Source organism: Streptomyces sp. NPDC048257 (assembly GCF_043201855.1).
GTDB lineage: Bacteria > Actinomycetota > Actinomycetes > Streptomycetales > Streptomycetaceae > Streptomyces.
Genome location: NZ_JBICZI010000010.1, coordinates 31,975 through 55,038, shown reverse-complemented (window position 1 = coordinate 55,038; position 23,064 = coordinate 31,975). Strand labels below are relative to the sequence as shown.

General features: G+C 72.1%; 17 protein-coding genes. 9 read left to right on the top strand and 8 right to left on the bottom strand.

Annotation, left to right across the window (positions count from 1 at the left end; translation table 11 throughout):
* Nucleotides 1-7: 7 nt before the first annotated feature.
* The 3 genes from ACGFZK_RS20830 to ACGFZK_RS20820 form a co-directional block, all read right to left on the bottom strand.
* Entirely contained in the window at nt 8-643 is a 636-nt protein-coding gene (locus ACGFZK_RS20830; RefSeq protein WP_393850359.1) for a DUF6875 domain-containing protein, read from the bottom strand.
* Nucleotides 640-1,230 (bottom strand): hypothetical protein, encoded by a 591-nt coding sequence (locus ACGFZK_RS20825; RefSeq protein WP_393850358.1) that lies wholly within the window; start codon nt 1,228-1,230, stop codon nt 640-642. Before ACGFZK_RS20825 ends, ACGFZK_RS20830 begins: the two co-directional genes overlap by 4 nt.
* A gap of 132 nt (nt 1,231-1,362) precedes the next feature.
* A complete protein-coding gene (locus ACGFZK_RS20820) occupies nt 1,363-2,757 on the bottom strand; it encodes a pyridoxal phosphate-dependent decarboxylase family protein (RefSeq protein ID WP_393850357.1) in 1,395 nt (464 codons plus the stop codon).
* A 256-nt stretch (nt 2,758-3,013) separates the two neighbouring features.
* Between ACGFZK_RS20820 and ACGFZK_RS20815 the strand changes: the two genes are divergently transcribed.
* The 8 genes from ACGFZK_RS20815 (at nt 3,014) to ACGFZK_RS20780 (ending at nt 15,780) form a co-directional block, all read left to right on the top strand.
* On the top strand, nt 3,014-4,477 hold the full coding sequence (locus ACGFZK_RS20815; RefSeq protein ID WP_393850356.1) for a multicopper oxidase family protein: 1,464 nt from the start codon (nt 3,014-3,016) through the stop codon (nt 4,475-4,477).
* A 146-nt stretch (nt 4,478-4,623) separates the two neighbouring features.
* On the top strand, nt 4,624-6,741 hold the full coding sequence (locus ACGFZK_RS20810) for a condensation domain-containing protein (protein WP_393850355.1): 2,118 nt from the start codon (nt 4,624-4,626) through the stop codon (nt 6,739-6,741).
* A 51-nt stretch (nt 6,742-6,792) separates the two neighbouring features.
* On the top strand, nt 6,793-8,016 hold the full coding sequence (gene metK, locus ACGFZK_RS20805; RefSeq protein WP_393850354.1) for a methionine adenosyltransferase: 1,224 nt from the start codon (nt 6,793-6,795) through the stop codon (nt 8,014-8,016).
* Nucleotides 8,017-8,163: 147 nt separating this feature from the next.
* Complete coding sequence (locus ACGFZK_RS20800) at nt 8,164-9,144, top strand: carbohydrate kinase family protein (protein ID WP_393850353.1); 981 nt, start codon at nt 8,164-8,166, stop codon at nt 9,142-9,144.
* Entirely contained in the window at nt 9,141-12,626 is a 3,486-nt protein-coding gene (gene metH / locus ACGFZK_RS20795) for a methionine synthase (protein ID WP_393850352.1), read from the top strand. The genes ACGFZK_RS20800 and metH overlap by 4 nt, the downstream gene beginning before the upstream one ends.
* Nucleotides 12,627-12,654: 28 nt before the next feature.
* The gene (gene metF / locus ACGFZK_RS20790; RefSeq protein WP_393850351.1) at nt 12,655-13,623 is read left to right on the top strand and encodes a methylenetetrahydrofolate reductase [NAD(P)H]; all 969 of its coding nucleotides are present in this window, start codon (nt 12,655-12,657) and stop codon (nt 13,621-13,623) included.
* Between the two features lie 5 nt (nt 13,624-13,628).
* Nucleotides 13,629-15,020 carry an adenosylhomocysteinase gene (gene ahcY / locus ACGFZK_RS20785; RefSeq protein ID WP_393850350.1) on the top strand — a complete coding sequence of 464 codons (1,392 nt, stop codon included), beginning with the start codon at nt 13,629-13,631 and terminating at the stop codon, nt 15,018-15,020.
* 142 nt (nt 15,021-15,162) lie between these two features.
* Nucleotides 15,163-15,780: a DUF1772 domain-containing protein gene (locus ACGFZK_RS20780; protein WP_393850349.1), complete on the top strand. Its 618-nt coding sequence runs from the start codon at nt 15,163-15,165 to the stop codon at nt 15,778-15,780.
* A 62-nt stretch (nt 15,781-15,842) separates the two neighbouring features.
* On the opposite strand, the gene ACGFZK_RS20775 is transcribed toward ACGFZK_RS20780, so the two are convergent.
* Together ACGFZK_RS20775 and ACGFZK_RS20770 are read right to left on the bottom strand one after the other, a co-directional pair.
* Nucleotides 15,843-16,340 carry a DUF1772 domain-containing protein gene (locus ACGFZK_RS20775; RefSeq protein WP_393850348.1) on the bottom strand — a complete coding sequence of 166 codons (498 nt, stop codon included), beginning with the start codon at nt 16,338-16,340 and terminating at the stop codon, nt 15,843-15,845.
* Between the two features lie 177 nt (nt 16,341-16,517).
* On the bottom strand, nt 16,518-16,967 hold the full coding sequence (locus tag ACGFZK_RS20770; RefSeq protein WP_393850347.1) for a hypothetical protein: 450 nt from the start codon (nt 16,965-16,967) through the stop codon (nt 16,518-16,520).
* 376 nt (nt 16,968-17,343) lie between these two features.
* Here ACGFZK_RS20770 and ACGFZK_RS20765 point away from each other — a divergent pair, with 376 nt between their 5' ends.
* Complete coding sequence (locus tag ACGFZK_RS20765; protein ID WP_393850346.1) at nt 17,344-19,392, top strand: hypothetical protein; 2,049 nt, start codon at nt 17,344-17,346, stop codon at nt 19,390-19,392.
* 128 nt (nt 19,393-19,520) lie between these two features.
* On the opposite strand, the gene ACGFZK_RS20760 is transcribed toward ACGFZK_RS20765, so the two are convergent.
* From ACGFZK_RS20760 to ACGFZK_RS20750, 3 genes are all read right to left on the bottom strand, one after another.
* Nucleotides 19,521-20,885 (bottom strand): carotenoid oxygenase family protein, encoded by a 1,365-nt coding sequence (locus ACGFZK_RS20760; RefSeq protein WP_393850345.1) that lies wholly within the window; start codon nt 20,883-20,885, stop codon nt 19,521-19,523.
* A 70-nt stretch (nt 20,886-20,955) separates the two neighbouring features.
* Nucleotides 20,956-21,396, bottom strand: a complete 441-nt coding sequence (locus ACGFZK_RS20755) for an SRPBCC family protein (RefSeq protein ID WP_393850344.1) — start codon at nt 21,394-21,396, stop codon at nt 20,956-20,958.
* 46 nt (nt 21,397-21,442) lie between these two features.
* The gene (locus ACGFZK_RS20750) at nt 21,443-22,993 is read right to left on the bottom strand and encodes an MFS transporter (RefSeq protein WP_393850343.1); all 1,551 of its coding nucleotides are present in this window, start codon (nt 22,991-22,993) and stop codon (nt 21,443-21,445) included.
* Between the last annotated feature and the right edge of the window lie 71 nt (nt 22,994-23,064).

Below are 23,064 nucleotides of genomic sequence, written 5' to 3'. Positions count from 1 at the left end.
CCGTGCGTCAGGCAGCCACCACGCGGCTCACCAGCTGGTCGCGGATCCGGGACGGAAGCGCCGGGGCGAAACGCTGGAGGTAGTGGTCCATGTGGGCGTCGTCGCCCACCAGGAACGGAAGGTCGAACACCAGCAGCTTGCGGACCGCCAGCAGCGGCAGCGGCGCACGCAGCGGCCGGAACGCCTCGTTGTACAGGCCCGGCTCCTCGCACACCGGATGGAACTGACCGATCATCAGCCCCTCCGCCACGAACTCGTCCTTCGCCTTGCGCTGGAGCTCGTCCAGCTCCACCGAGTCCGTCGGGTCGAACCCCGGCAGGACCAGCAGGATGGTCAGCAGTTCACGGTCCTCCGGCGCCAGCGGCCGCGACAGCACCGCGTGGCGGGTGCGCAGCGAGTCGACCGCCGACGCCAGGTCCTCACAGGCCGCGGACGGCACGGCCAGGTGGAACAGCTCCTTGCGCAGCGAGGGCTGGGTGTACGGGCACACCGGGCCGGTGCGGCCCAGCTCGGGATGGCTGGAGACCAGGAACTCCCTGCTCCACATCAGGACTTGGAGCAGCGGGCCGAGGTGCTCCGCCGGTGCTTCGCCGCGGGCTATCTCGCCGGCGGTCCACGACTGGATCAGATCGTCGCCCCTCATCGGGGGTCCCTCCACATGGGTCGCAGTACGGGCCCGCCCTCGGGCAGGGCGATGTCCGGGCCCAGCACCTCGAAGCCGGCGCGCCGGCTCGCGGCCTGCCCGCCGGGGGAGCTGGCCTCCACGTAGCAGGCGACGCCCTCGGCGTCCGCGCGGGCGACCACCTCGCCCAGCAGCCCGGACATCAGGCCGCTGTGCTGCCGGCCGGGACGGACCGCCCCGAAGGAGACGTAGTAGTGCGCGGCCCCGCGGGGATGTGCCTGCTCCTGAAGGCCCGCGATGGTCCGCATCGCGTCCGTGTGCACGCCCAGGACGGCGGCGAACGCCGCGTCCAGGGCCGTGTCGTCCGGCTCGGCGCCGGGTGGCAGGAAGAGCAGCACCGCGTCGCCGTCCGGGCTGGTGAGCACCCCGTCGTAGGCGGCGGACAGTTCCACGAACACCCGGAAGAAGCCGGGCAGCAGCTCGGCACGCAGCCGCGCGCCGGGGATCATCCAGCGGGTCAGCGCATCCTCCTGGAAGGAGGTGGCGAGGAGGTCGGACAGGTCGGCGACGGCCGGCGGTTTCAGCCGGTTCACAGGCAGGGCGGACAAGGCAGGGCCTTCCGGTCGGGTGACGGGACGGACAGGGGACACGGGACAACGGGCAAGACGGCAAGACGGCAAGACGGCAAGACGGCAAGACGGCAAGAGGGTCGGAGGGCAGGGGGGTCGGAGTCGTCGGGGTCAGGGCGTCGCCCGGGCGTGGGCCGCGAGCTCGGCCACCCGGGCGTGCAGCATCGGCAGGTAGTGCTCGGACTCCGGCTTGATCAACACGCTGCGGATCACCCGCGCCGTCTGCGCGTCGCGCACCACGCGCGGGTGACGCCGCACGAACGCGTCCGCGTCCGCGCGCAGCACGCTCAGGAACACCGGGTCCGCCTCCGCCGTCATGCCCGCCCGCAGCAGCCGCTCCGACGCCGCGTCGATCGAGGACAGGCAGCCGTCGGCGGTCGCCGGGAAGTACGTCACGATGTCGAGGTCCGGACGCTGGTACAGCTCCAGCTCCTCGCAGCCGTCCAGCAGGTCCGCCCAGCGCAGCGCGGCCCGCCGGTTCGCGGCCAGGATCCGCCCGAAACCGTCCGGGGTCAGCGGCAGCAGCTGCAGGGTCAGCCACAGGGCGGCCGCCGCCGCCCCCGCCCGCGAGCACTCCAGGCTGATCTCACCCAGATGCAGGTCGGCGTCGGTGAAATACGTGTACGGGGAGTCGTGCGCGAAGTGCCGCCCGGTGCGCGGATCGGGGAAGAGCACCGCCCCGCACCCGTACGGCTGCAGCCCCTGCTTGTGCGGGTCCACGACCACCGAGTCGCACCCGGCGATCGCCTCCCAGGGCGCAGGATCGACACCACCCGTCCCCGCCCGCCCCAAGATCGCGTAGAAGCCGCCGTACGCCGCATCGACGTGCACCCGCGCTCCGTACCGGCGCGCCAGCGGCAGCACCTCGTGCACCGGATCGACCGCCCCCAGCCCGGTCGTGCCGGTGGTGACGACGACGGTGCCGATCCGCCCGCTGCGCAGCGCACCCTCCAGCGCACCGAGGTCGATGCGCCCGTGCCCGTCGGCCGGGATGCGGTGCCCCTCCATGCCCAGGACGTGGCACATCCGCTCATGCGTGTAGTGACACTCACTGCTGTAGGCGACTCCGCGGTCCGGGTGCACCTGCCGGGCCACGTACAGGGCCTCCAGGTTGGCCATCGTGCCGCTGGTGGTCAGGTGCCCGACGTGCGCGTCGAACCCGAACATGCCCGCCAGCGCGGCAACCGCCTCAACTTCCATCTCGGTGGTCGCGGGCCCGCCCTCGGCGGCGTGGTTGTTGGGGTTGAACAGCATCGCGGTGAGGTAGCCGGTGACGGCCGCCGGATGCGGCGGCTTGACCATTTGTCCGGCGTAACGCGGGTGGAAGAACGGATAGTTGTGGTCCATCCGCTTGGCGAGACGCTCGAAGGCCTCGGTGAACGCCTCCGGGCCGACCCGGTGCGCGTCGTGACTCTCGTACGGGCCGAACTGCCCGCCCCACCGCTCCGCCACCCCCAGCGCACGCGGCAGCCAGTCGCGTAAGTCGTGCAGGTCGTGCAGGTCCACGGGTGCCTCCCCCCAGCGGCCGCCCCGATCGGCGGCACGCGTCGCGCGTACGCGGTCATACGTACGTACGGCGAGCCTTGCCCAGGCCCCGCAAGGCCCGCGCAACGCCGGACCCCCGCACACCATCCGGGCTCGAGCAGCGCGCAAGGCGTATCTGGTGCACTCGCGGCGCGCCACCTGCGCGAGCAGTCCCGCTCGCCCGGCTGCCCGCAGCGCGACCGGCCCGCGCACCCCACCCTTCCCAGGAGGACATTCCATGGTCACCAGACGCAGAGTGCTCGGCGGAGCCGTCGCCGCGACCGGCGCCGGCCTGCTCACCGCCGGCGGGCTGACCCCGCTGCTCGGCGCCGGGTCCGCGCAGGCCACCGCCACCGCCGGGACCAAGCCGGTCACCGTCCCGCCGCCCTTCACCGTGCGCATGCCGACGGCACCGGTGCTCTCGCCGATATCCGGGCCGGCCGGCCAGGACACCTACGCCGTCACCATCAAGGAAGCCGCCCGCGAGATCATCCCCGGCGTACGGACCAAGGTCCTCACCTACGACGGCCACTTCCCGGGCCCCGTCCTGCGGGCCCGCACCGGACGCAAAGTGGTCGTCCGGCACCGCAACACCCTCACCATGCCCGTCTCGGTCCACCTGCACGGCGCCAGCGTCACCCCGGAGAACGACGGCGGCCCCATGGACACCTTCGGGCCCGGCACCTCACGCACCTACAGCTACCCCAACCAGCAGCCCGGCGCCGGCCTCTGGTTCCACGACCACGCACACCACATGGAGTCCGAGCACGTCTACCGCGGCCTGGCCGCCACCTACCTGCTCTCCGACGACCACGAGCGGTCCCTGCCCCTGCCGGCCGGCCAGTACGAGGTCCCCATCGCCCTGCGCGACGCCCGCTTCGACGAGAGCGGACAACTGGTCTACGTCATGGACGACGTCTTCGGCCGGACCACCATCCTCGCCAACGGCCGCCCCACCCCCTACTTCGAGGTGGCCGCCCGCAAATACCGCATCCGGCTGCTCAACTCCTCCAACATGCGCTTCTTCCAGCTCCGCCTCTCCGACGGCGGCCAGATGATCCAGATCGGCTCGGACGGCGGACTGCTGGAACGCCCCTTCACCACGGACACCGTCGGACTCTCCCCGGCCGAACGCGCCGACGTGGTCATCGACTTCTCCCGCTACCCCACCGGCACGAAGATCGTCCTGGAGAACACCCTCGGCCCGGGAACCCCGGACCAGGTGGGCAAGGTACTGCGCTTCGACGTCGTGCGTACCGCCCCCGACCCCAGCCGGATACCCGACGTCCTGCGCACCCTGCCGGCCCTGCGCACGGCCACCGTGCAGCGCACCATCGTCCTCAGCATGGACGAGGACGGCCGCCAGGAGCCGCGGGGGCTCATGGACGGCCAGGTCTGGGACCACCAGCGCATCGACCAGACCATCACGCACGGCACCTCGGAGATCTGGACCGTCACCAACGCCAACAAACTCGTCCCCCACAACTTCCACATGCACCTGGTCCAGTTCCGGGTCCTGGAGCGAAACGGCGCCCCGGTGGGACCGGCCGAAGCCGGACTGAAGGACACCGTCCGCCTCTTCCCCGGCGAGACGGTGAAACTGCACGCCACCTTCGACACCTACAAGGGGACCTACGTCTACCACTGCCACCTGCTGGACCACTCGGCGATGGGAATGATGGCCAACTTCCGCATCCGATAGGGCCCGCGGGGGATCCCCCCGCTCGATGCGCGCTCAAGGACGGGCCGAGGACCGGGCGGAAGAATCCTCGACAACAGACCATGTCCGGCCGTGTCCCCCACGAGTCCTCATGTGTCCGAAACCGAAAGGGAAGAGGAGGGAAGCCGATGGCCGCCACCGTGGCCATGACCGTGGTCCTCACACCCGGCCCTCCGACCTCCCTCGACCTCCACGGCAGGCTCACCCCCGCCGCACTCACCGCCGCCCTCGCGTCGCTGCCCCCGTGCACCCCGACGCTGCACCGGCACACCGCCCACCACCACACGCTCACCCTGCCCCCGCCGCCGTTCCCCGCCGGACGGCTGTCCGACCTGCTCACCGGGGCCGCGACGGCGGGGGAGGAGCCGCACACCCCCCGGACACCGCACGGCACCCCACCCCCCGCACCCACCCGACCGCCCGGATGCGCCGCCCGGCAACCGCACACACCACCACCCACCACCCCCCTGCAACGCGACGTACTGCTCGACGCGATGACCCACCCGGGCGCCGCACTGCACGTCGAGCAACTCCACTGGCGCTGGTACGGACCGCTGGACCCCCGCCGGTTCGCCGCCGCCTGGCAGACGCTCTACGACAGCGAGGCCGTCCTGCGCACCGCCCTGGCCCGACCCGCCACCCCCGGCGCCGGACCCCTGCTGGCCGTACACCCGCACGCCGCCCCCCAACTGGAACGGCACACCCCGGACAGCACCGACTGGCACACCCTCCTGCTGAACGAGCGCACACGGGACTTCGACCTGTACCGGCCCGGCACAGCACTGCGCATCGCCCTGCTGCACGAGCCCGGCCGGGTATCCAGAGTGCTGCTGACCTACCACCAGGCACTCCTCGACGGATGGAGCGCACGACTGCTCCAGCGCACCCTGCACCGCACCTACCTCGCCGACGGACGCCCCCTCGGCAGCGGTCGACGGCCCGACATCCGCGACCACCTGCACTGGCTGGCCCGCCAGGACCCCGCACCCGCCCGCGCGTTCTGGGCCCGAGGCGGGCCCCCGGCAGGCGCCGCCGGCCTGCCCGGCCGCACCTCACACCGGCCGCAAAACAGCAGCCCGCACCGGCGCGGCCACGGCCGCACCCACCAGCACCTCACCCCCCACCAGGCACTGCGCCTGCGCAACTGGGCGGCGGAGCGGGGCGCGACGGAAAGCACCGCCCTGCACACCGCCTGGGCCCTCCAGCTCCACCGCGCCACCCCCGCCGCCCCCGCCGTCACCTTCGCGGCAGCCGTCTCGGGCCGCGGCATCCCCCTGCCGGGCGCCGAACGCCTCCCCGGCCCGCTGCGCAGCGCCCTCCCGCTGCACGTCCGCATCGACCCGGCCGCCCCGCTGACCCACCTGCTGACCACACTGGCCGGCCAGGCCCTGGAAGCGGCCTCCTACGAATGGGTCGCCCCCGGCCAGGCGGCACAGTGGTCCCCGTCCGCCACCACCGACCCCGGCCGCGATCCGGGCGCCCCGGCGGTCCCCGACTCGCTCATCGCCTTCGAAGCGAACACCCCCACCGGGCCCGCCGGCGACCCCCTGCCCACCGAACTCGCCGCCGAGGGCGTACGGGCCGGCGCCGCCGAAACCATCGCAGCACACACCGCGCTCCCGTTCGCCGTCACCGCACACCACGACACCGCCGGCGGCCTCGTCCTGACCTGCGTGTACGACCGGGCCCGCGTCGCCGACACCGACGCCGCCGAGACACTCGCCCAGACCGCCCTGCTGCTGCGTGAACTGCCCGCCGCCACCGGCGAAACCAGCACCGTCGCCGACGCCCTGGCCCTCCTCGACGCCGGCCCCGTACCCCGCATCGCCCGGCCCGCATCCACCGCCCGCACCCTGCGGATCCTGCGCGCGGCCGCCCGTACCGGCGCCGGCACCATCTGCCTGGTCCCGCCGCCCGACGCACCACCGGGCTGCTACGACGCGCTCGCCGCCGCCTACCTTGGCCCGCAGGCCCTCGCCACCGTCCCGCCGCCCGCCGACGCCCGCACCGTACTGGCCGCGCTCCGCCCCGCCCTCGCCCGCGGCGAACCACTGCTGCTGGGCGGATTCTCCGGCGCCGGCTCCCTCGCCTGCGCGGTCGCCGAACGCATCGCCTCCCACGGCTGGCACCCGCCCCGCGTCGCGATCGGCGGCACCCTCACCACCGAAGGCGACCCCGGCCCCGTCCGGGCCCTCGCCCAGGCCCTCCAGACGGCCTCGGCGGCCACCACCACCGCCCGGCCCTGACCACCCCTCCCCGCCCGACCCGACACCCCGTCCCACACCACCAGGAGTGACATGTCCCGTCGTCTGTTCACCTCGGAGTCCGTGACCGAGGGACACCCCGACAAGATCGCCGACCAGATCAGCGACACGATCCTCGACGCGCTGCTCGCCCAGGACCCCGCCTCGCGCGTCGCCGTCGAGACACTGATCACCACCGGTCTGGTACACATCGCGGGCGAGGTGACGACGCAGGCGTACGCGCCGATAGCGCAGCTCGTGCGCGAGAAGATCCTGGAGATCGGCTACGACTCCTCCGTCAAGGGCTTCGACGGCGCCTCCTGCGGCGTGTCCGTCTCCATCGGCGCCCAGTCCCCGGACATCGCCCAGGGCGTCGACACCGCCTACGAGAGCCGAGTCGAGGGCGCCGCCGCAGGCGAGGAGGGTGACGGACTCGACCAGCAGGGCGCCGGCGACCAGGGCCTGATGTTCGGATACGCCACCGACGAGACCCCCGAACTGATGCCGCTGCCCATCCACCTCGCCCACCGGCTCTCCCGCCGCCTCTCCGAGGTCCGCAAGAACGGCACCCTCCCCTACCTGCGCCCCGACGGCAAAACCCAGGTCACCATCGAGTACGACGGCGACAAGGCCGTCCGCCTGGACACCGTCGTCGTCTCCTCCCAGCACGCCGCCGACATCGACCTCGAGGCCCTGCTGACCCCCGACATCAAGGCACACGTCGTCGAACACGTCCTGGCCCAACTGGCCGACGACGGCATCAAGCTGGAAACAGCGGGCTACCGCCTCCTGGTGAACCCGACCGGCCGCTTCGAGATCGGCGGCCCCATGGGCGACGCCGGCCTCACCGGCCGCAAGATCATCATCGACACCTACGGCGGCATGGCCCGACACGGCGGCGGCGCCTTCTCCGGCAAGGACCCCTCCAAGGTCGACCGCTCCGCCGCCTACGCCATGCGCTGGGTCGCCAAGAACGTGGTCGCCGCCGGCCTCGCCTCACGCTGCGAGGTCCAGGTCGCGTACGCCATCGGCAAGGCCGAGCCCGTCGGCCTGTTCGTCGAGACCTTCGGCACCGAGAAGACCGACATCACGAAGATCGAGGACGCCATCGCCGAGGTCTTCGACCTCCGCCCGGCCGCCATCATCCGCGACCTCGACCTGCTGCGCCCGATCTACGCCCAGACCGCCGCCTACGGCCACTTCGGCCGCGAGCTCCCCGACTTCACCTGGGAGCGCACCGACCGCGCCGACCAGCTGAAGGCCGCCGCCGGCGCCTGAGCACCACCGGCCCCGGCCCCGGCCCCGGCCCGGGCCCGGGCCCGGGCGGGCGGCGCCGCACACCGACAGCCCGCCGCCCGCCCGCCCCGCACCCCCGCCCCCCACCCTTTCGTCCCGCCGGCAACAGACCAGCTCACAGGAGTCCACGTGCGTATCGCGGTGACCGGATCCATCGCCACAGATCACCTCATGGCCTTCCCGGGCCGGTTCGTCGACCAGCTGCTCCCCGACCAGCTCCACCACATCTCGCTGTCCTTCCTCGTCGACACCCTCGAAGTACGACGCGGCGGAGTGGCCGCCAACATCGCCTACGGCCTCGGCGGCCTGCGCCTCGCCCCCCTCCTCGCCGGCGCCGTGGGCCCCGACTTCGCCGAATACGAGGTCTGGCTCAAGGAACACGGCGTCGACACCGGCGCGGTCCACGTCTCCGGCGAGCACCAGACCGCCCGCTTCATGTGCATGACCGACCAGGACTCCAACCAGATCGCCTCCTTCTACGCGGGCGCGATGGCCGAATCCGCCCGCATCGACCTGCACGCCCTGCACGCCCGCACCCCCCTCGACCTGATCCTCGTCTCGCCGAACGACCCCGGCGCCATGGCCCGCCACACCGAACAGGCCCGGGAACTGGGCGTCCCCTTCGCCGCCGACCCCTCGCAGCAGCTCGCCCGCCTCACCGGCGCCGAGGTCCGCAACCTCGTCACCGGAGCACGCTGGCTCTTCACCAACGCCTACGAGTCCGCGCTGCTGCGCGAACGCGCCGGCTGGAGCCACGCAGAGGTCCTCGACCGCGTCGGCACCTGGATCACCACCCTCGGCGCCCAGGGCGTCCGTATCGACGCCAAGGACCGGCCGCCCCTCACCGTCCCCGCCCTCCCCGACGTCCACGCCGCGGACCCGACCGGCGTCGGAGACGCCTTCCGCTCCGGGTTCCTGGCCGCCGCCGGCTGGGGACTGCCCCTGGAGACCGCCGCCCAGCTCGGCTGCGCGATGTCCGCACTGGTCCTGACGGCCGTGGGCTCGCAGTCCTACGAGATCCAGCCCGAGCGGCTCCTGGCCACCGTCGCCGCGGTGTACGGGGAGCAGGCGGCCGGGCTGCTGGCACCGAAGCTGGGGCAGCTGACATGACCACGAACACGCCGCACCCCCCGAACGCGCACGAGCGGGCCACCGCACTGCGCCACGCCCTCGCGACCCGAGTGGTCGTCGCCGACGGAGCCATGGGAACGATGCTCCAGGCACAGGACCCCACCATGGAGGACTTCCAGCAGCTCGAAGGCTGCAACGAGGTCCTGAACATCACCCGCCCCGACATCGTCCGCTCGGTGCACGAGGCGTACTTCTCGGTGGGCGTGGACTGCGTCGAGACGAACACCTTCGGCACGAACCACGCCGCCCTCGCCGAATACGACATCGCCGAACGCAACTTCGAACTGTCCGAGGCCGGCGCCCGGATCGCCCGCGAAGTCGCGGACGAGTACACCACGAAGACCGGGCAGCAGCGCTGGGTCCTGGGCTCCATGGGCCCCGGCACCAAACTCCCCACCCTCGGCCACATCACCTACGGCCAGATCCGCGACGCCTACCAGACCAACGCCGAAGGCCTGCTGACCGGCGGCGCCGACGCACTGCTCGTCGAGACCACCCAGGACCTCCTCCAGACGAAGTCCTCGATCATCGGCGCCCGCCGCGCCATGGACGCCCTCGGCCTCACGGTCCCGCTGATCTGCTCCGTCACCGTCGAAACCACCGGCACGATGCTGCTCGGCTCCGAGATCGGCGCAGCACTCACCGCCCTGGAGCCCCTGGGCATCGACATGATCGGCCTGAACTGCGCCACCGGCCCCGCCGAGATGAGCGAGCACCTGCGCTACCTCGCCCGCAACGCCCGCATCCCGCTGTCCTGCATGCCCAACGCCGGCCTGCCCGTCCTCACCAAGGACGGCGCCCACTACCCGCTGGGCGCCCCCGAACTGGCCGACGCCCAGGAGACCTTCGTCCGCGACTACGGCCTCTCCCTGGTCGGCGGCTGCTGCGGCACCACCCCCGAGCACCTGCGCCAGGTCGTCGAACGCGTCCGCGACCTCACCCCCACCCCCCGCGAACCGCACCCCGAGCCCGGCGCCGCCTCCCTCTACCAGACCGTCCCCTTCCGCCAGGACACCTCCTACATGGCCATCGGGGAACGCACCAACGCCAACGGCTCCAAGAAGTTCCGCGAGGCGATGCTCGAGGCCCGCTGGGACGACTGCGTGGAGATGGCCCGCGACCAGATCCGCGAAGGCGCGCACATGCTCGACCTGTGCGTGGACTACGTCGGCCGCGACGGCGTCGCCGACATGGAGGAACTCGCCGGCCGCTTCGCCACCGCCTCCACCCTCCCCATCGTCCTGGACTCCACCGAAGTCCCCGTCATCCGGGCCGGCCTGGAGAAGCTGGGCGGCCGGGCGGTCATCAACTCGGTCAACTACGAGGACGGCGACGGCCCCGAGTCCCGCTTCGCCCAGGTCACCCGACTCGCCCGGGAACACGGCGCGGCGCTCATCGCGCTGACCATCGACGAGCAGGGCCAGGCCCGCACCGTCGCCCACAAGGTCGCCATCGCCGAACGCCTCATCGGCGACCTCACCGCCAACTGGGGGATCCGCGAGCCCGACATCCTCATCGACACCCTGACCTTCACCATCTGCACCGGCCAGGAGGAATCCCGGGGCGACGGCATCGCCACGATCGAGGCGATCCGCGAGCTCAAGCGCCGCCACCCCGACGTCCAGACCACCCTCGGCCTCTCCAACATCTCCTTCGGCCTGAACCCGGCCGCCCGCGTCCTGCTGAACTCGGTGTTCCTCGACGAGTGCGTCAAGGCCGGCCTGGACTCCGCCATCGTCCACGCCTCCAAGATCCTGCCCATCGCCCGCTTCGACGACGAGCAGGTCACCACCGCCCTCGACCTCATCTACGACCGCCGCGCCGAGGGCTACGATCCCCTGCAGAAGCTGATGGCCCTCTTCGAGGGCGTCAACACCCAGTCCCTCAAAGCCGGCCGCGCCGAGGAACTCCTCGCCCTCCCGCTGGACGAGCGCCTCCAGCGCCGCATCATCGACGGCGAGAAGAACGGCCTGGAGAGCGACCTCGACGAGGCCCTGCAGACCCGCCCCGCCCTCGACATCGTCAACGACACCCTCCTGGAGGGCATGAAGGTCGTCGGCGAACTCTTCGGCTCCGGCCAGATGCAGCTCCCCTTCGTCCTCCAGTCCGCCGAGGTCATGAAGACCGCCGTCGCCCACCTCGAACCCCACATGGAGAAGACCGACGCCGACGGAAAGGGCACCATCGTCCTGGCCACCGTCCGCGGCGACGTCCACGACATCGGCAAGAACCTCGTCGACATCATCCTCACCAACAACGGCTACAACGTCGTCAACATCGGCATCAAACAGCCCGTCTCCGCGATCCTCGAAGCCGCCCAGGAACACAAGGCCGACGTCATCGGCATGTCCGGCCTCCTCGTGAAATCAACCGTGATCATGAAGGAGAACCTGCAGGAGCTCAACCAGCGCAAGCTGGCCGCCGACTACCCGGTCATCCTCGGCGGCGCCGCCCTCACCCGCGCCTACGTCGAGCAGGACCTCCACGAGATCTACGACGGCGAAGTCCGCTACGCCCGCGACGCCTTCGAGGGCCTGCGCCTGATGGACGCCCTCATGGGAGTCAAACGCGGCGTTCCCGGAGCCCAGCTCCCGCCCCTCAAACAGCGCCGCGTGCCCAAACGGGACACCCCCCTGCTCCAGAGCGCGGAACCGGTCGACGCAGGCCGCTCCGAGGTGGCCGCCGACAACCCCATCCCCACCCCGCCCTTCTGGGGCACCCGCGTGGTCAAGGGCGTCCCGCTCAAGGACTACGCCTCCTGGCTCGACGAAACCGCCCTCTTCAAGGGCCAGTGGGGCCTCAAGGACACCGAGACCATCGCCACCGACGGCCGCCCCCGGCTACGCGGCTGGCTGGACAAACTACACACCGACGGCCTCCTCGAAGCCGCCGTCGTACACGGCTACTTCCCCTGCGTCTCCAAGGGCGACGACCTCATCATCCTCGGCGAGAACGGCTCGGAACGCACCCGCTTCACCTTCCCCCGCCAGCAGCGCGGCCGCCGCCTGTGCCTCGCCGACTTCTTCCGCCCCGAGGACTCCGGCGAGACCGACGTCGTCGCCCTCCAGGTCGTCACCGTCGGCAGCCGGATCGGCGAGGAGACCGCACGGCTCTTCGCCGCCGACGCCTACCGCGAGTACATGGAACTCCACGGCCTGTCCGTCCAGCTCGCCGAGGCCCTCGCCGAGTACTGGCACGCCCGCGTCCGCGCCGACCTCGGTATCGGCGGCAGCGACCCGCAGTCCATGGCCGGCATGTTCCGCACCGAATACCAGGGCTGCCGCTACTCCCTGGGCTACCCCGCCTGCCCCGACCTGGAGGACCGAGCCAAGATCGCCGACCTCCTGCAGCCCGAGCGCATCGGCGTCCACCTCTCCGAGGAGTTCCAGCTCCACCCCGAGCAGTCCACCGACGCGATCGTCACCCACCACCCCGAAGCCAACTACTTCAACGCACGCTGACCCCCCACCAGCCGGAAAGGAGTCCGACATGCCGGCTGCCCTGGCCGCCACCGCCGAACGCCCCCGCACGTCCCCCGCCCCCGCCGGCGCCCCCGCCCCCCTCGGCGTCCGCGAACTGCTGGCCCAGGGCCGGCGGACCTTCTCCTTCGAGTTCTTCCCCCCGAAGACCGACGCGGGGGAGCGCACCCTGTGGGCGGCCATCCGCCGCATCGAGGCCCTCGCCCCCTCCTTCGTCTCCGTCACCTACGGCGCCGGCGGCTCCTCCCGCAGCCGCACCGTCGAGGTCACCAAGCGCATCGCCGCGGAAACCACCCTGCGCCCGGTCGCACACCTGACCGCGGTCGGGCACTCCGTCGCCGAACTGCGCCACATCATCGGCCAGTACGCCGACGCCGGCATCCGCGACATCCTCGCCCTGCGCGGCGACCCGCCCGGCGACCCGAAAGGGGAGTGGACGCACCACCCGCAGGGCCTGACCCACGCCCACGAGCTCGTCACGCTCATCCGCCGCCTCGGCGACTTCACCGTGGGCGTGGCGGCCTTCCCCGAACGCCATCCCCGCTCGCCGTCCTGGACCGAGGACATCCGCCACTTCGCCGCCAAGTGCCATGCCGGCGCCGACTACGCCATCACCCAGATGTTCTTCCACGCCGAGGACTACCTGCGCCTGCGGGACCGGCTCCTCGCGGTGGGCTGCCTGACCCCGGTCATCCCCGAGATCATGCCGGCGACCGATTTCCGCCAGATCCGGCGCTTCGCCGAGCTCAGCGACGCCCGCTTCCCCGACGCCCTCGCACACCGGCTCGAAGCCGCGAAGGACGACCCGGCGGACGGGCACCGGATCGGTGTCGAGTACGCGACCGCCATGTCCGAGCGGCTGCTCGCCGAGGGGGCACCCGGCCTGCACTACATCACCCTCAACAAGTCCACCGCGACTCTAGAGATCCATCAGAACCTGAACGTCAGCCACGACCCAGCCACCACCATCACGGAGTAGAACCCATGGACTTCAAGGTCGCAGACCTCTCTCTTGCCGCGTTCGGCCGCAAGGAGATCACCCTGGCCGAGCACGAGATGCCGGGCCTGATGGCGATCCGCGCCGAGTACGCGCAGACCCAGCCGCTGGCCGGGGCCCGGATCACCGGCTCGCTGCACATGACCGTGCAGACGGCCGTGCTCATCGAGACCCTCGTCGCCCTCGGCGCCGAGGTCCGCTGGGTGTCCTGCAACATCTACTCCACCCAGGACCACGCGGCCGCCGCGATAGCCGCCGTCGGCATCCCCGTCTTCGCCTGGAAGGGCGAGACACTGGAGGAGTACTGGTGGTGCACCGAACAGGCGCTCACCTGGCCCGGACACACGGGCCCCAACATGATCCTCGACGACGGCGGCGACGCCACCCTCCTGGTCCACAAGGGCGTCGAGTACCAGAAGGCGGGACACGTCCCGGACCCCTCCACCGCCGACAACGAGGAAATGGCCCTGGTCCTCGACCTGCTGGGCAAGACCTCCATCGACTGGACGGCCCTGGCCGCCGGCATCCGCGGCGTGACGGAGGAGACCACGACCGGTGTCCACCGTCTGTACGAGATGATGTCCGAGGGCAGCCTGCTGTTCCCGGCGATCAACGTGAACGACGCCGTGACCAAGTCGAAGTTCGACAACAAGTACGGCTGCCGCCACTCGCTGATCGACGGCATCAACCGGGCCACCGACGTCCTGATCGGCGGCAAGGTCGCGGTCGTCTTCGGTTACGGCGACGTCGGCAAGGGCTGCGCGGAGTCGCTGCGCGGCCAGGGTGCGCGTGTCATCGTCACGGAGATCGACCCGATCTGCGCGCTGCAGGCGGCGATGGACGGATACCAGGTCGCCACCCTGGACGACGTGGTGGAGACGGCCGACATCTTCATCACGACGACGGGGAACAAGGACATCATCATGGCCTCGGACATGGCCAAGATGAAGCACCAGGCGATCGTGGGCAACATCGGTCACTTCGACAACGAGATCGACATGGCCGGTCTTGCGAAGATCGAGGGCATCGTCAAGGACGAGGTCAAGCCGCAGGTCCACACGTGGAAGTTCCCCGACGGCAAGGTCCTGATCGTGCTGTCGGAGGGCCGTCTGCTGAACCTGGGCAACGCGACCGGTCACCCGTCGTTCGTGATGTCGAACTCGTTCGCGGACCAGACGCTGGCCCAGATCGAGCTGTTCACCAAGCCGCAGGAGTACCCGACCGAGGTCTACGTGCTTCCCAAGCACCTGGACGAGAAGGTCGCGCGTCTGCACCTGGACGCCCTCGGTGTCCGCCTCACCACCCTCCGCCCGGAGCAGGCCGCGTACATCGGCGTCCCCGTCGAGGGCCCGTACAAGCCGGACCACTACCGCTACTGACCGAACGAATCACGCCACCGGCTCTCGAGCCCCGCTCGAGAGCCGGTGGAAACCCCATGGCCGGGTACCCCGGGCAATGCCACGATCGGATGTCCGTGCCGAGGGCGAGCACAACTCCCACCACCGCAGATGAGGATGTCCCATGAACCCCAATCCGGCCGGTAGCCCCCAGCAGTACCCCGCCGGCGGCCCGAGCCCCTACCCGACGCCCCCCGGCTCCTACGCCCAGCCCGGCCCGCCCGCACCGGCGGCCACCGAGCGCGGCAAGGCGGCCACCGTCCTCCTCCTGGTCTCCACGGTCCTCGTGGGCCTGATGGCAGGCCTCTTCTTCGCCTTCGACGTCTCGGTGATGCCGGGACTGGCGGCGGGCGACGAACGCACGTACGTCACGGCGATGCAGAACTTCAACTCGGCGATCGACGGCAACGGGCTCTTCGGGATGGCGTTCGTCCTCGCCCTGCTGACGTCCGTGGCCTCCGCGATCATCGAGTTCCGCAAGGGCCGCCGCACCGTGGCCATCTGGGTCGGCGTCGCCGCCGTCGCCTACTTCGTCGTCCTGATGATCACCTTCTCCGTGAACATCCCGCTCAACAACGAACTGGCCGACGCGGGCAACGCGGCCAAGCTGACGGACTTCTCGATCGTCGACAAGTTCAAGGGCACCTGGGTCGCCACCAACATCCTCCGCACCCTGCTGTGCACGGTGGCCCTCACCGCCCTCTCCCGCGCCCTGATCCTCTACGGCCGCGCCACCCGCTGAACCAGCCCGCCACGAGAGGGAGTCCCCCGCCACCACAACGGCCGGGGGACTCCCTCTCGCGCTCAGCCCGTCTGCCCGTGCAGGTACAGGGCCCACGCCAGGAAACCGACCGCCGCCGTGCACAGCAGCGTCCGCCACACGTTGGCCCGGGTCCACGGCCCCTCGAAGGCGCGGCGCACGGCAGCCGGGTCACCGATCCGGGCGATGGGCCCGGCCTTCTCCAGCGCGTTGTTCAGCGGGATGTTCACCTTGTTGGTGAGCCCCATCGACAGGACGTAACAGACCAGGGCCGCGATCAGCGGCGGCAGCACGTCCCGTCCGTCCGAGGGGATGTGCAGGGCCAGGGCCAGCGCGGTGAACAGGAACGCGCCGATATAGCCCAGGACGAACCAGCCGTTGAGGATCGCCTTGTTGATGTGCTGCATGACCTCGATGAGCGTACGGTCGTCGGCGCGCTTCAGGCCCGGCATCACGGAGACCGAGAAGCCGTAGAACAGGCCGCTGACCAGCCCCATCGTGACCGTGGCGGCGATGAGCGAGGCCAGGCGTGCGGTCTCCATCGTGTGTCCCCCTGCTCGCCCGTCCGCGGAGCTTCTCGGTCATCGATTCTTCGGGAACGGGTCATCGAATCGTCAAGTCATGGCGACTATACGGGCGGCAGTGCCCCGCGTCGCGGGGGAATCGAGCGACCCTCCAGCACCTCTTGAGTGACGCGACGTCAGTTCCCCGAGGCCGGGTCAGCGGTACAGGGCGACGAGCGAGGCGAGGAGGAGCGCGGCCGCGGCCGACAGCGCCGGGGTCCGGTAGCGGTCCCAGGCGGCCACTGCGAGAGCGGCCGACCACGCTCCGCCCGCGACGGCCGCGGCCCACCAGCCGCCGGCCGTCTGGGAGGCGGCGAGGGGGAACACCGCCAGGGCGAGGGTCGGCAGGACGACTGCGAGGCGGGGGGCGATGCCGAGCCGCTCGTAGACGGCCATCAAGGCGATCAGGGCGCACGTCAGGGCGAGGGGGACGGCCGCCCAGTCCCACCAGGTCCAGCACAGGCCGTCCGTCGTCTCGCACACCTGCTCGTTGTGGCGCTCGACCCAGGAGAAGAAGGACACGGCGCCGGCGGCCAGGACCGCACCGGTGACGGCCGCTCCGGCCGCCCCCGGCAGGACGGGCCGCTCCGCATGTGGGGTGTTCATGGCTCCAGCTTTCCCTCATCGAAGAACGGGGGCCTGAGTACACGTACTCAGGCCCCCGCACCACACGGCGGACAACACACGTGTCCGCCGGACAACACCCGCCCTGCCCCCGGCTCCGGCCGCCGCCGCGGACCGGGCCCGTCCCCTGGCCGAAAGACGGCAACGCAGCAGGGCGGCGGTGCGCATTTGAGACAGCACCACGCGTCGCGCTGGACCTGCCCGGTCCCGGCGTGTCTGCTGGTGTCGCTCGAACACGGGGCCGGGGACCGACGGGGGCGCCGGGCCGCGAGGAGCTCCGCAGGACGACGCGCACGCAGCTCCACGCAGGGGAGGAGCGGACGACCCCGGTCGCCCGCTCACGACGAGGGGGTGGGGGATGGCCAGGGCAGGGCGCCCGCAGGGAGCTCCACGGGGCAGGACGCACGCCGCCAACGAACTGGCGGAGCTGCTGCGGGAGGTGACCCACGGCCTTTCGGTGCGAGAGCTGGCACAGCGCTACGGGGGAGGCAAAACGCTCTGGAGCGAGTACCGGCTGGCGGCCCGCATCATTCCCCTCGGCCGCCTCAACCTCGTCGTGAGGGACCGCGTACGCGATCCCCGCCGGCAGGCCGACACCCTGGCCAGGGCGCGGCGCCTGCACGGCCGAGCCCTCACCTCGGAGGCCGAAGCCGGCCCCGCGCCCGGCCTGGAGGAGGCCCTGCGCCAGGCGCAGAGCGACCTCACCACCTCCGGCCGCCTGGTGGAGGCGCTGCTGGCGATGATGACGATCATCGAGGAAAACGCCGAAGCCGCCCCGGCCGCCAAGACGGACGACGCAGCCGCACCGGCCGGCTCCGACCCGCCCGCGGACCCGCCCGCGGACCCGGCCACCGGGCGGCTGCCGCTCGGGACCGAGGAGGTACGGGACCAGCTGACCGCCGCCCGGGACACCGAGACATCGGCGCGCACGACCGTCGCAGAGCTCCGGGCCCGCTGCGAGGCCGTACGGCAGGCACCGACTCCGGCGCACCGCCTCCCGGCGCCGGCGGTGGCAAAGGACCGGGCCCTGTCCACCGACCCGACCCAGCTGCACCTCCTCGTGGAACAGCAGCGCGAGGCCGCCCGCGGCCTGTGGGAGCGATTACGGGCCGACCACACCTCCTCCAGGATCGTCGAAGGCGTCGTCCTCGAACGGCTGGACACCCTCCCCGGTGCGCCCGGTGCGCCCGGTGCGCCCGGTGGGTCGGTCCTGCCGGCCGTCCGTCTCCGACCGGGTGCGGCTCTCCCGGCCCGCCGGGGCGGCCGACGGCGCGGACGAGGGCCCGGCAGGATTCCGGTCGCCGTCCTGGGGACCGCCCTCGTCCTGGCCGTGCTGGCGGGTGTCGCCCTGGCCGCAGTGGCCTTCGGCCGCCGTCACCCGCTCTCCACCGGCGCAACGGACGTATCGCCGGCCCCCTCGCCTCCACTGGCGGGCCCGGCCGTACCGGGTACGGCACCCGCCTCACCCCCGGCGGCCCTCCCCGCACCGCCGCCGACGACCCCGCCTTGGGCCACGGCCGCCCCCGGCGGTGGCCCCCGTACCTCCCTCATCCGGCCGGACCGCCCGCCGGGACCTGCCCGCTCCCACACCCCGGCGCCCCCGCCCGGCAGCCCGGCGCCGGCGCAGCCCTCCGACACCGTCTACGCCGTCTCACCGAACCGGGACAGCATCCTGCAGTGGACCGCCCAAGGCGGCGCCAAACCGATCGGTTCGGCCGCCGACCAGGTGTACGCCGGGGCCGCCGGACTGTTCGCGACCCGCGCCGACGACGGCCGCATCCTCAAGTACGACGGCTCCTCCAGCTCCTGGTCGCAGATCGGTTTCCCGGGCGAACAGTTCGTCACCTCCGGCGACGGCCTGTACGCGATCACCGAACAGCGCAACGCCGTGATGCGCTGGACCGGCCAGGGCGCGGACTGGATACCCATCGGCGGCCCCGCCACCCGGCTGTACGCCGGCGGCGCGGGTCTCTTCGCGACCAACCCGGACACCGGCGGCCTCTTCCGCTACGCCGGTTACGGCTACACCTGGGTGGAGGCGGGCGGGCCCGGCGCAGACTTCGCCGTCGGACCGGACTACGTGGCCCGGATCTCGCCCGACGCCAAGGAGATTTGGCAGGCCAACGCCAAAGGCAGTCAGTGGCACCGTATCGGCGGCCCGGCCCGGAACCTGTACGCGGGAGGCGCCGGCCTCTTCGCCGTGGACCCCACCGGCCAGATCCTCCGCTACGACGGCACGCCGGGGGCGTGGAGCCCGATCGGGGCGGCGGGCGTCGGCCTCGCGGTGGGCACCCACTGCGTCTACCGCATCGAGACCGACGGACTGAGCGTGTCCCGCTGGAGCGGCGACGGTTCCCGCTGGACCGCGCTCGGCCTCTCCGCCGGCGCCATCGCCGCCATCGGCTGAACCGAGACGGCCGGGGCCGGGGCCGGGGCCGGGGGAGGGGCTCCGCGCACGGCCGGGAGAGGGCTCGGCCGGAGCCGCGGGGGATCTCGCGGCTCCGGCAAGAGCCGGGGTGCATTCCCGGCTCCGGGTCAGCCCGCGGCGCCCTCCACGGTGCCGTCGGCGATCCAGGAGCCGTGGAGTCCGGCGCCCACTCGCTGCGGCAGGTGGACGGTGGCGATGCGGTCGAGGCCGGAGGCGTCCAGGACCAGCAGCTGCGAGGCGTCCTGCTTGAGGTCGGAGACGACGGTCAGGAGGTAGCCGTCGTCCTCGTTGGTCGCGCCCGAGGCGGGGACGAACACGGCCTCGCTGGGCATGCGGGCGTCGCCGACCTGGTGGATGCGGCGGGCGCCGGTGGTGCGGTCGTACTTGACGACGCCGTAGCCGCCGAAGCCCTTCTCGTCGGGGAAGGAAATGGCGTACTGGTAGCGGTTCTCGGCGCCCAGGTAGTCCTCGTTGAGCGTGGGGAACTCCACCGCGAGGTCGTCGATGATCTGCTCGTCGACGCTGCCGTCGACCGTGTCGAGGACCCAGCGGCGGGTGTAGGAGCGGGAGACGGGCTCGCTGCCGCGCCCGGGCGCGCCGACCCACCAGTTCCAGGAGAGCTGGAACCCTTCGCGGTCCACGGTGGGGCCTTCCAGGACGATGCGGCCCTGGTCGTCCTCGTAGGCGTTGGAGACGTGCAGCATGTTGCCCGGTTCGATGGAGAACCAGCGGACGCGGCGGGCGCCGTCGGTGCCGCGCGGCATGATCCCGATGCGGGAGAGCTGCTGGTCGCTCCAGGAGTAGGGGATGCCGGAGGGCTCGCTCGGGTCGAAGGTGACGTTGCCCTCGACGAAGACCACGTGGCGGCGGGTGATGGCGAAGTCGTGCTTGAGGGAGGCGGTCGCCCCCGGGACGTTGGCGCTGTGGACGATCTCGCCCTTGGCGTTGGCGACGTGGTACGTCAGGAACGGCGGGAACGGCGAGGACCCGAAGAAGTGGAGCTCCCCGGTCAGCGGGTCCTCCTTGGGGTGCGCGGTCATCGCGCTGCGCAGCTTGCCGTCGAAGTCGTGGACGCCGACCGTCTCCAGCTCCGGAGTGAGCTCGAAGGGAAGGTTCGCCTCGCACAGCGCCAGGAGGCGCCCGGCGTGTTCGATGACGTGGGTGCCGGCGGTGCTGGCGGTCAGGTCGGGCCCGTGCTCGGTCATGTAGGGGGCGCCGTCGAGGGCGGGGGTGTGCACCCAGCGGTTGCGGTACCACTCGGCGCGGCCGTCACGCAGGCGGATGCCGTGGACCATTCCGCTGCCCTTGAACCAGTGGGTGGGGGTGACGCCGGGCTTGGGGTTGTGCCCGTTGCGCAGCAGCCGGCCGGACAGCTCGGGGGGCAGGGAGCCCTCGACGGTGAGGCCGGTGGCGGTGATCTCCTCGGCGACGGGGGTGAAGTGGCCGGTCAGGTACGGCTTCGCGGTCGTCATGGCAGGAATCTCTCTCGTGAATGCGTGAATGCGTGAATGCGCGGTGTGAACGCGTGAAGGTGAAGGATGGTCAGGCGGCCTGTTCGGCACGGTTCTTGAGGTGGGAGAGCCAGCCCTCAAGGGAGTCGTGGAGGGCCTTGCCGAGGTCGTCGACCGCGGCGTCGACCGGGGCGCCGCTCCAGGACTCCTCGGTGCGGACGGTGGTGCGCTCGCCGCTCTGCTCGAACGTCCATACGTGGACGCCGGCGATGCCCTCGACGGTCCCGCCCCACACGATCCGCTCCCCGGAAACCAGCTCCTGCACGGTGGAGGTGATGTCCAGGCCGTGGGTGCGCCAGCTGAAGGAACTGCCGGGCCGCAGCGGGCCGTCGGCCTCCGCCCGGTCGATGTCCGTGTTCCAGGCGGGCCAGGCCGCGATGTCGGTGTGCAGCGCCCACACGGTCGTCAGCGGCGCGTCGATCACGGTGCTCAGGCGGACGATGACGGGCGCGCTCTCGTCGATGGTGATCATGGTGGTGTTTCCTGTCCGGTCGGGGTGGGTCGGGTCGTTGGCAGGGCTAGCGGTCCAGCGGGACGGGGGACAGCGCGGAGGTTCCCGGCTCTCCGGCGGCATCGCCGGCCCGCTCGGTGGAAGAGGCAGAGGCAGAGGCGGTGGGGGCGGGGATGGTCGTGGTCGTGGAGGTACGCTCCCCGGTGCGGCGGGTGAGGAACAGCGCGAGGACGGCCGTGGCGGCCAGGACCGCGGCCGACACCGCGAAGGCGGTGCGGTAGCCGGCGGTCAGCGCCTCCAGCGGGGCCTGACCGGCGGACGCATGGGCGGTGACGGAACCGGCCAGGGTGGCCAGCGCGGCCAGCCCGATCGCCCCGCCGACCTGCCGGGTGGTGTTCACCAGCCCGCCGGCCAGCCCCGCGTCCTTGCCCGCAACGCCCTCCACGGCGAGCGCGGTGAGCTGGACGAAGGCGACGCTGAGCCCCAGGCCGACCAGGACGCTCGGGCCCAGGACGTCGACGAGGTAGCTGCCGCCGGCACTGATCCGCGACAGCCACAGCAGCCCGGCGGCCTCCGTCAGCAGGGCCGCGGTCACCGTCGCGGTGGCACCCATACGCCGGGAGATGCGCGGGGCGAGAGCGGAGCCGGCCATGTGGACCACCGCGAGGGGGAGTTGCCCCGCGCCGGTGACCAACGGGCTCGCCCCGAGGACCTGCTGCTGGTAGAGCGGCAGGAAGAAGAACAGGGCGATCCACACCGACCCCAGCAGGGCCATCAGCACATTGCCCGCGGCGACCCGGCCGGCGGTGAGCAGCCGCCGCGGCACCAGCGCATCCGGCCGGCGGCCCTCGATCGCACAGAACGCCACGAGCAGCACCGAGGCGCCGCCCAGGGCGCCCAGCACCCCGGCGTCCCTCCACCCGGCACCGCGCGCGGTGGTCAGCCCCCACACCAGGCAGGTCAGGGCCAGGGTGACGGTGGCGGTGCCCAGCAGATCGAACCGCCCGCCCGGGCGAGCGGCATCCCGCGGCACGCACGCCACCACGGCGGCCAGGACCAGCGCCGCTGCCAGCGCCACCGAGTGGAAGATCCACGGCCAGCCCCACGCCTGGGTGAGCACACCGCCCAGCAGGACCCCGCCCGCCGCCCCCGCCCCGGACACCGCCCCCCACACGCCCAGCGCCCTGCCGCGCCCGGGGCCGGACGGCGACCCGTCCATCGCCAGCGCGAGCGCGGCCGGGGCGATCGCGGCGGCGCCCAGGCCCTGCACCGCCCGGGCCGCGATCAGTACCCCGGCGGAGGTGCCCAGTCCCGCCGCCAGTGAAGCCAGCGCGAACAGGGCGAGCCCGGCGAGAAGCACCCGGCGGCGGCCCAGCAGGTCGGCAACCCGCCCGCCCGCCAGGAGCAGCGCCCCGAACGCCAGGCCGTAGGCGTTGACCACCCAGGTGGTTCCGCCGTCCGAGAGGCCGGCCCCGGCACGGATCTGCGGGAGCGCCACATTGACGATCGAGGTGGCGAGCATGACGGTGAACTGGGCCGCGGCCAGTGCCGCGAGCACCGCTCCCGGTCCGGGGGCCCGGCGTACCGTCCGGCCCGTCTGCGTGCGTGCAACGTTCATGACGCACAGACTCGGCGCGGCAGGTGTCCACTATCCAGGCCCGGCCGGGCCGGGCACTGTCCACTCCTGTC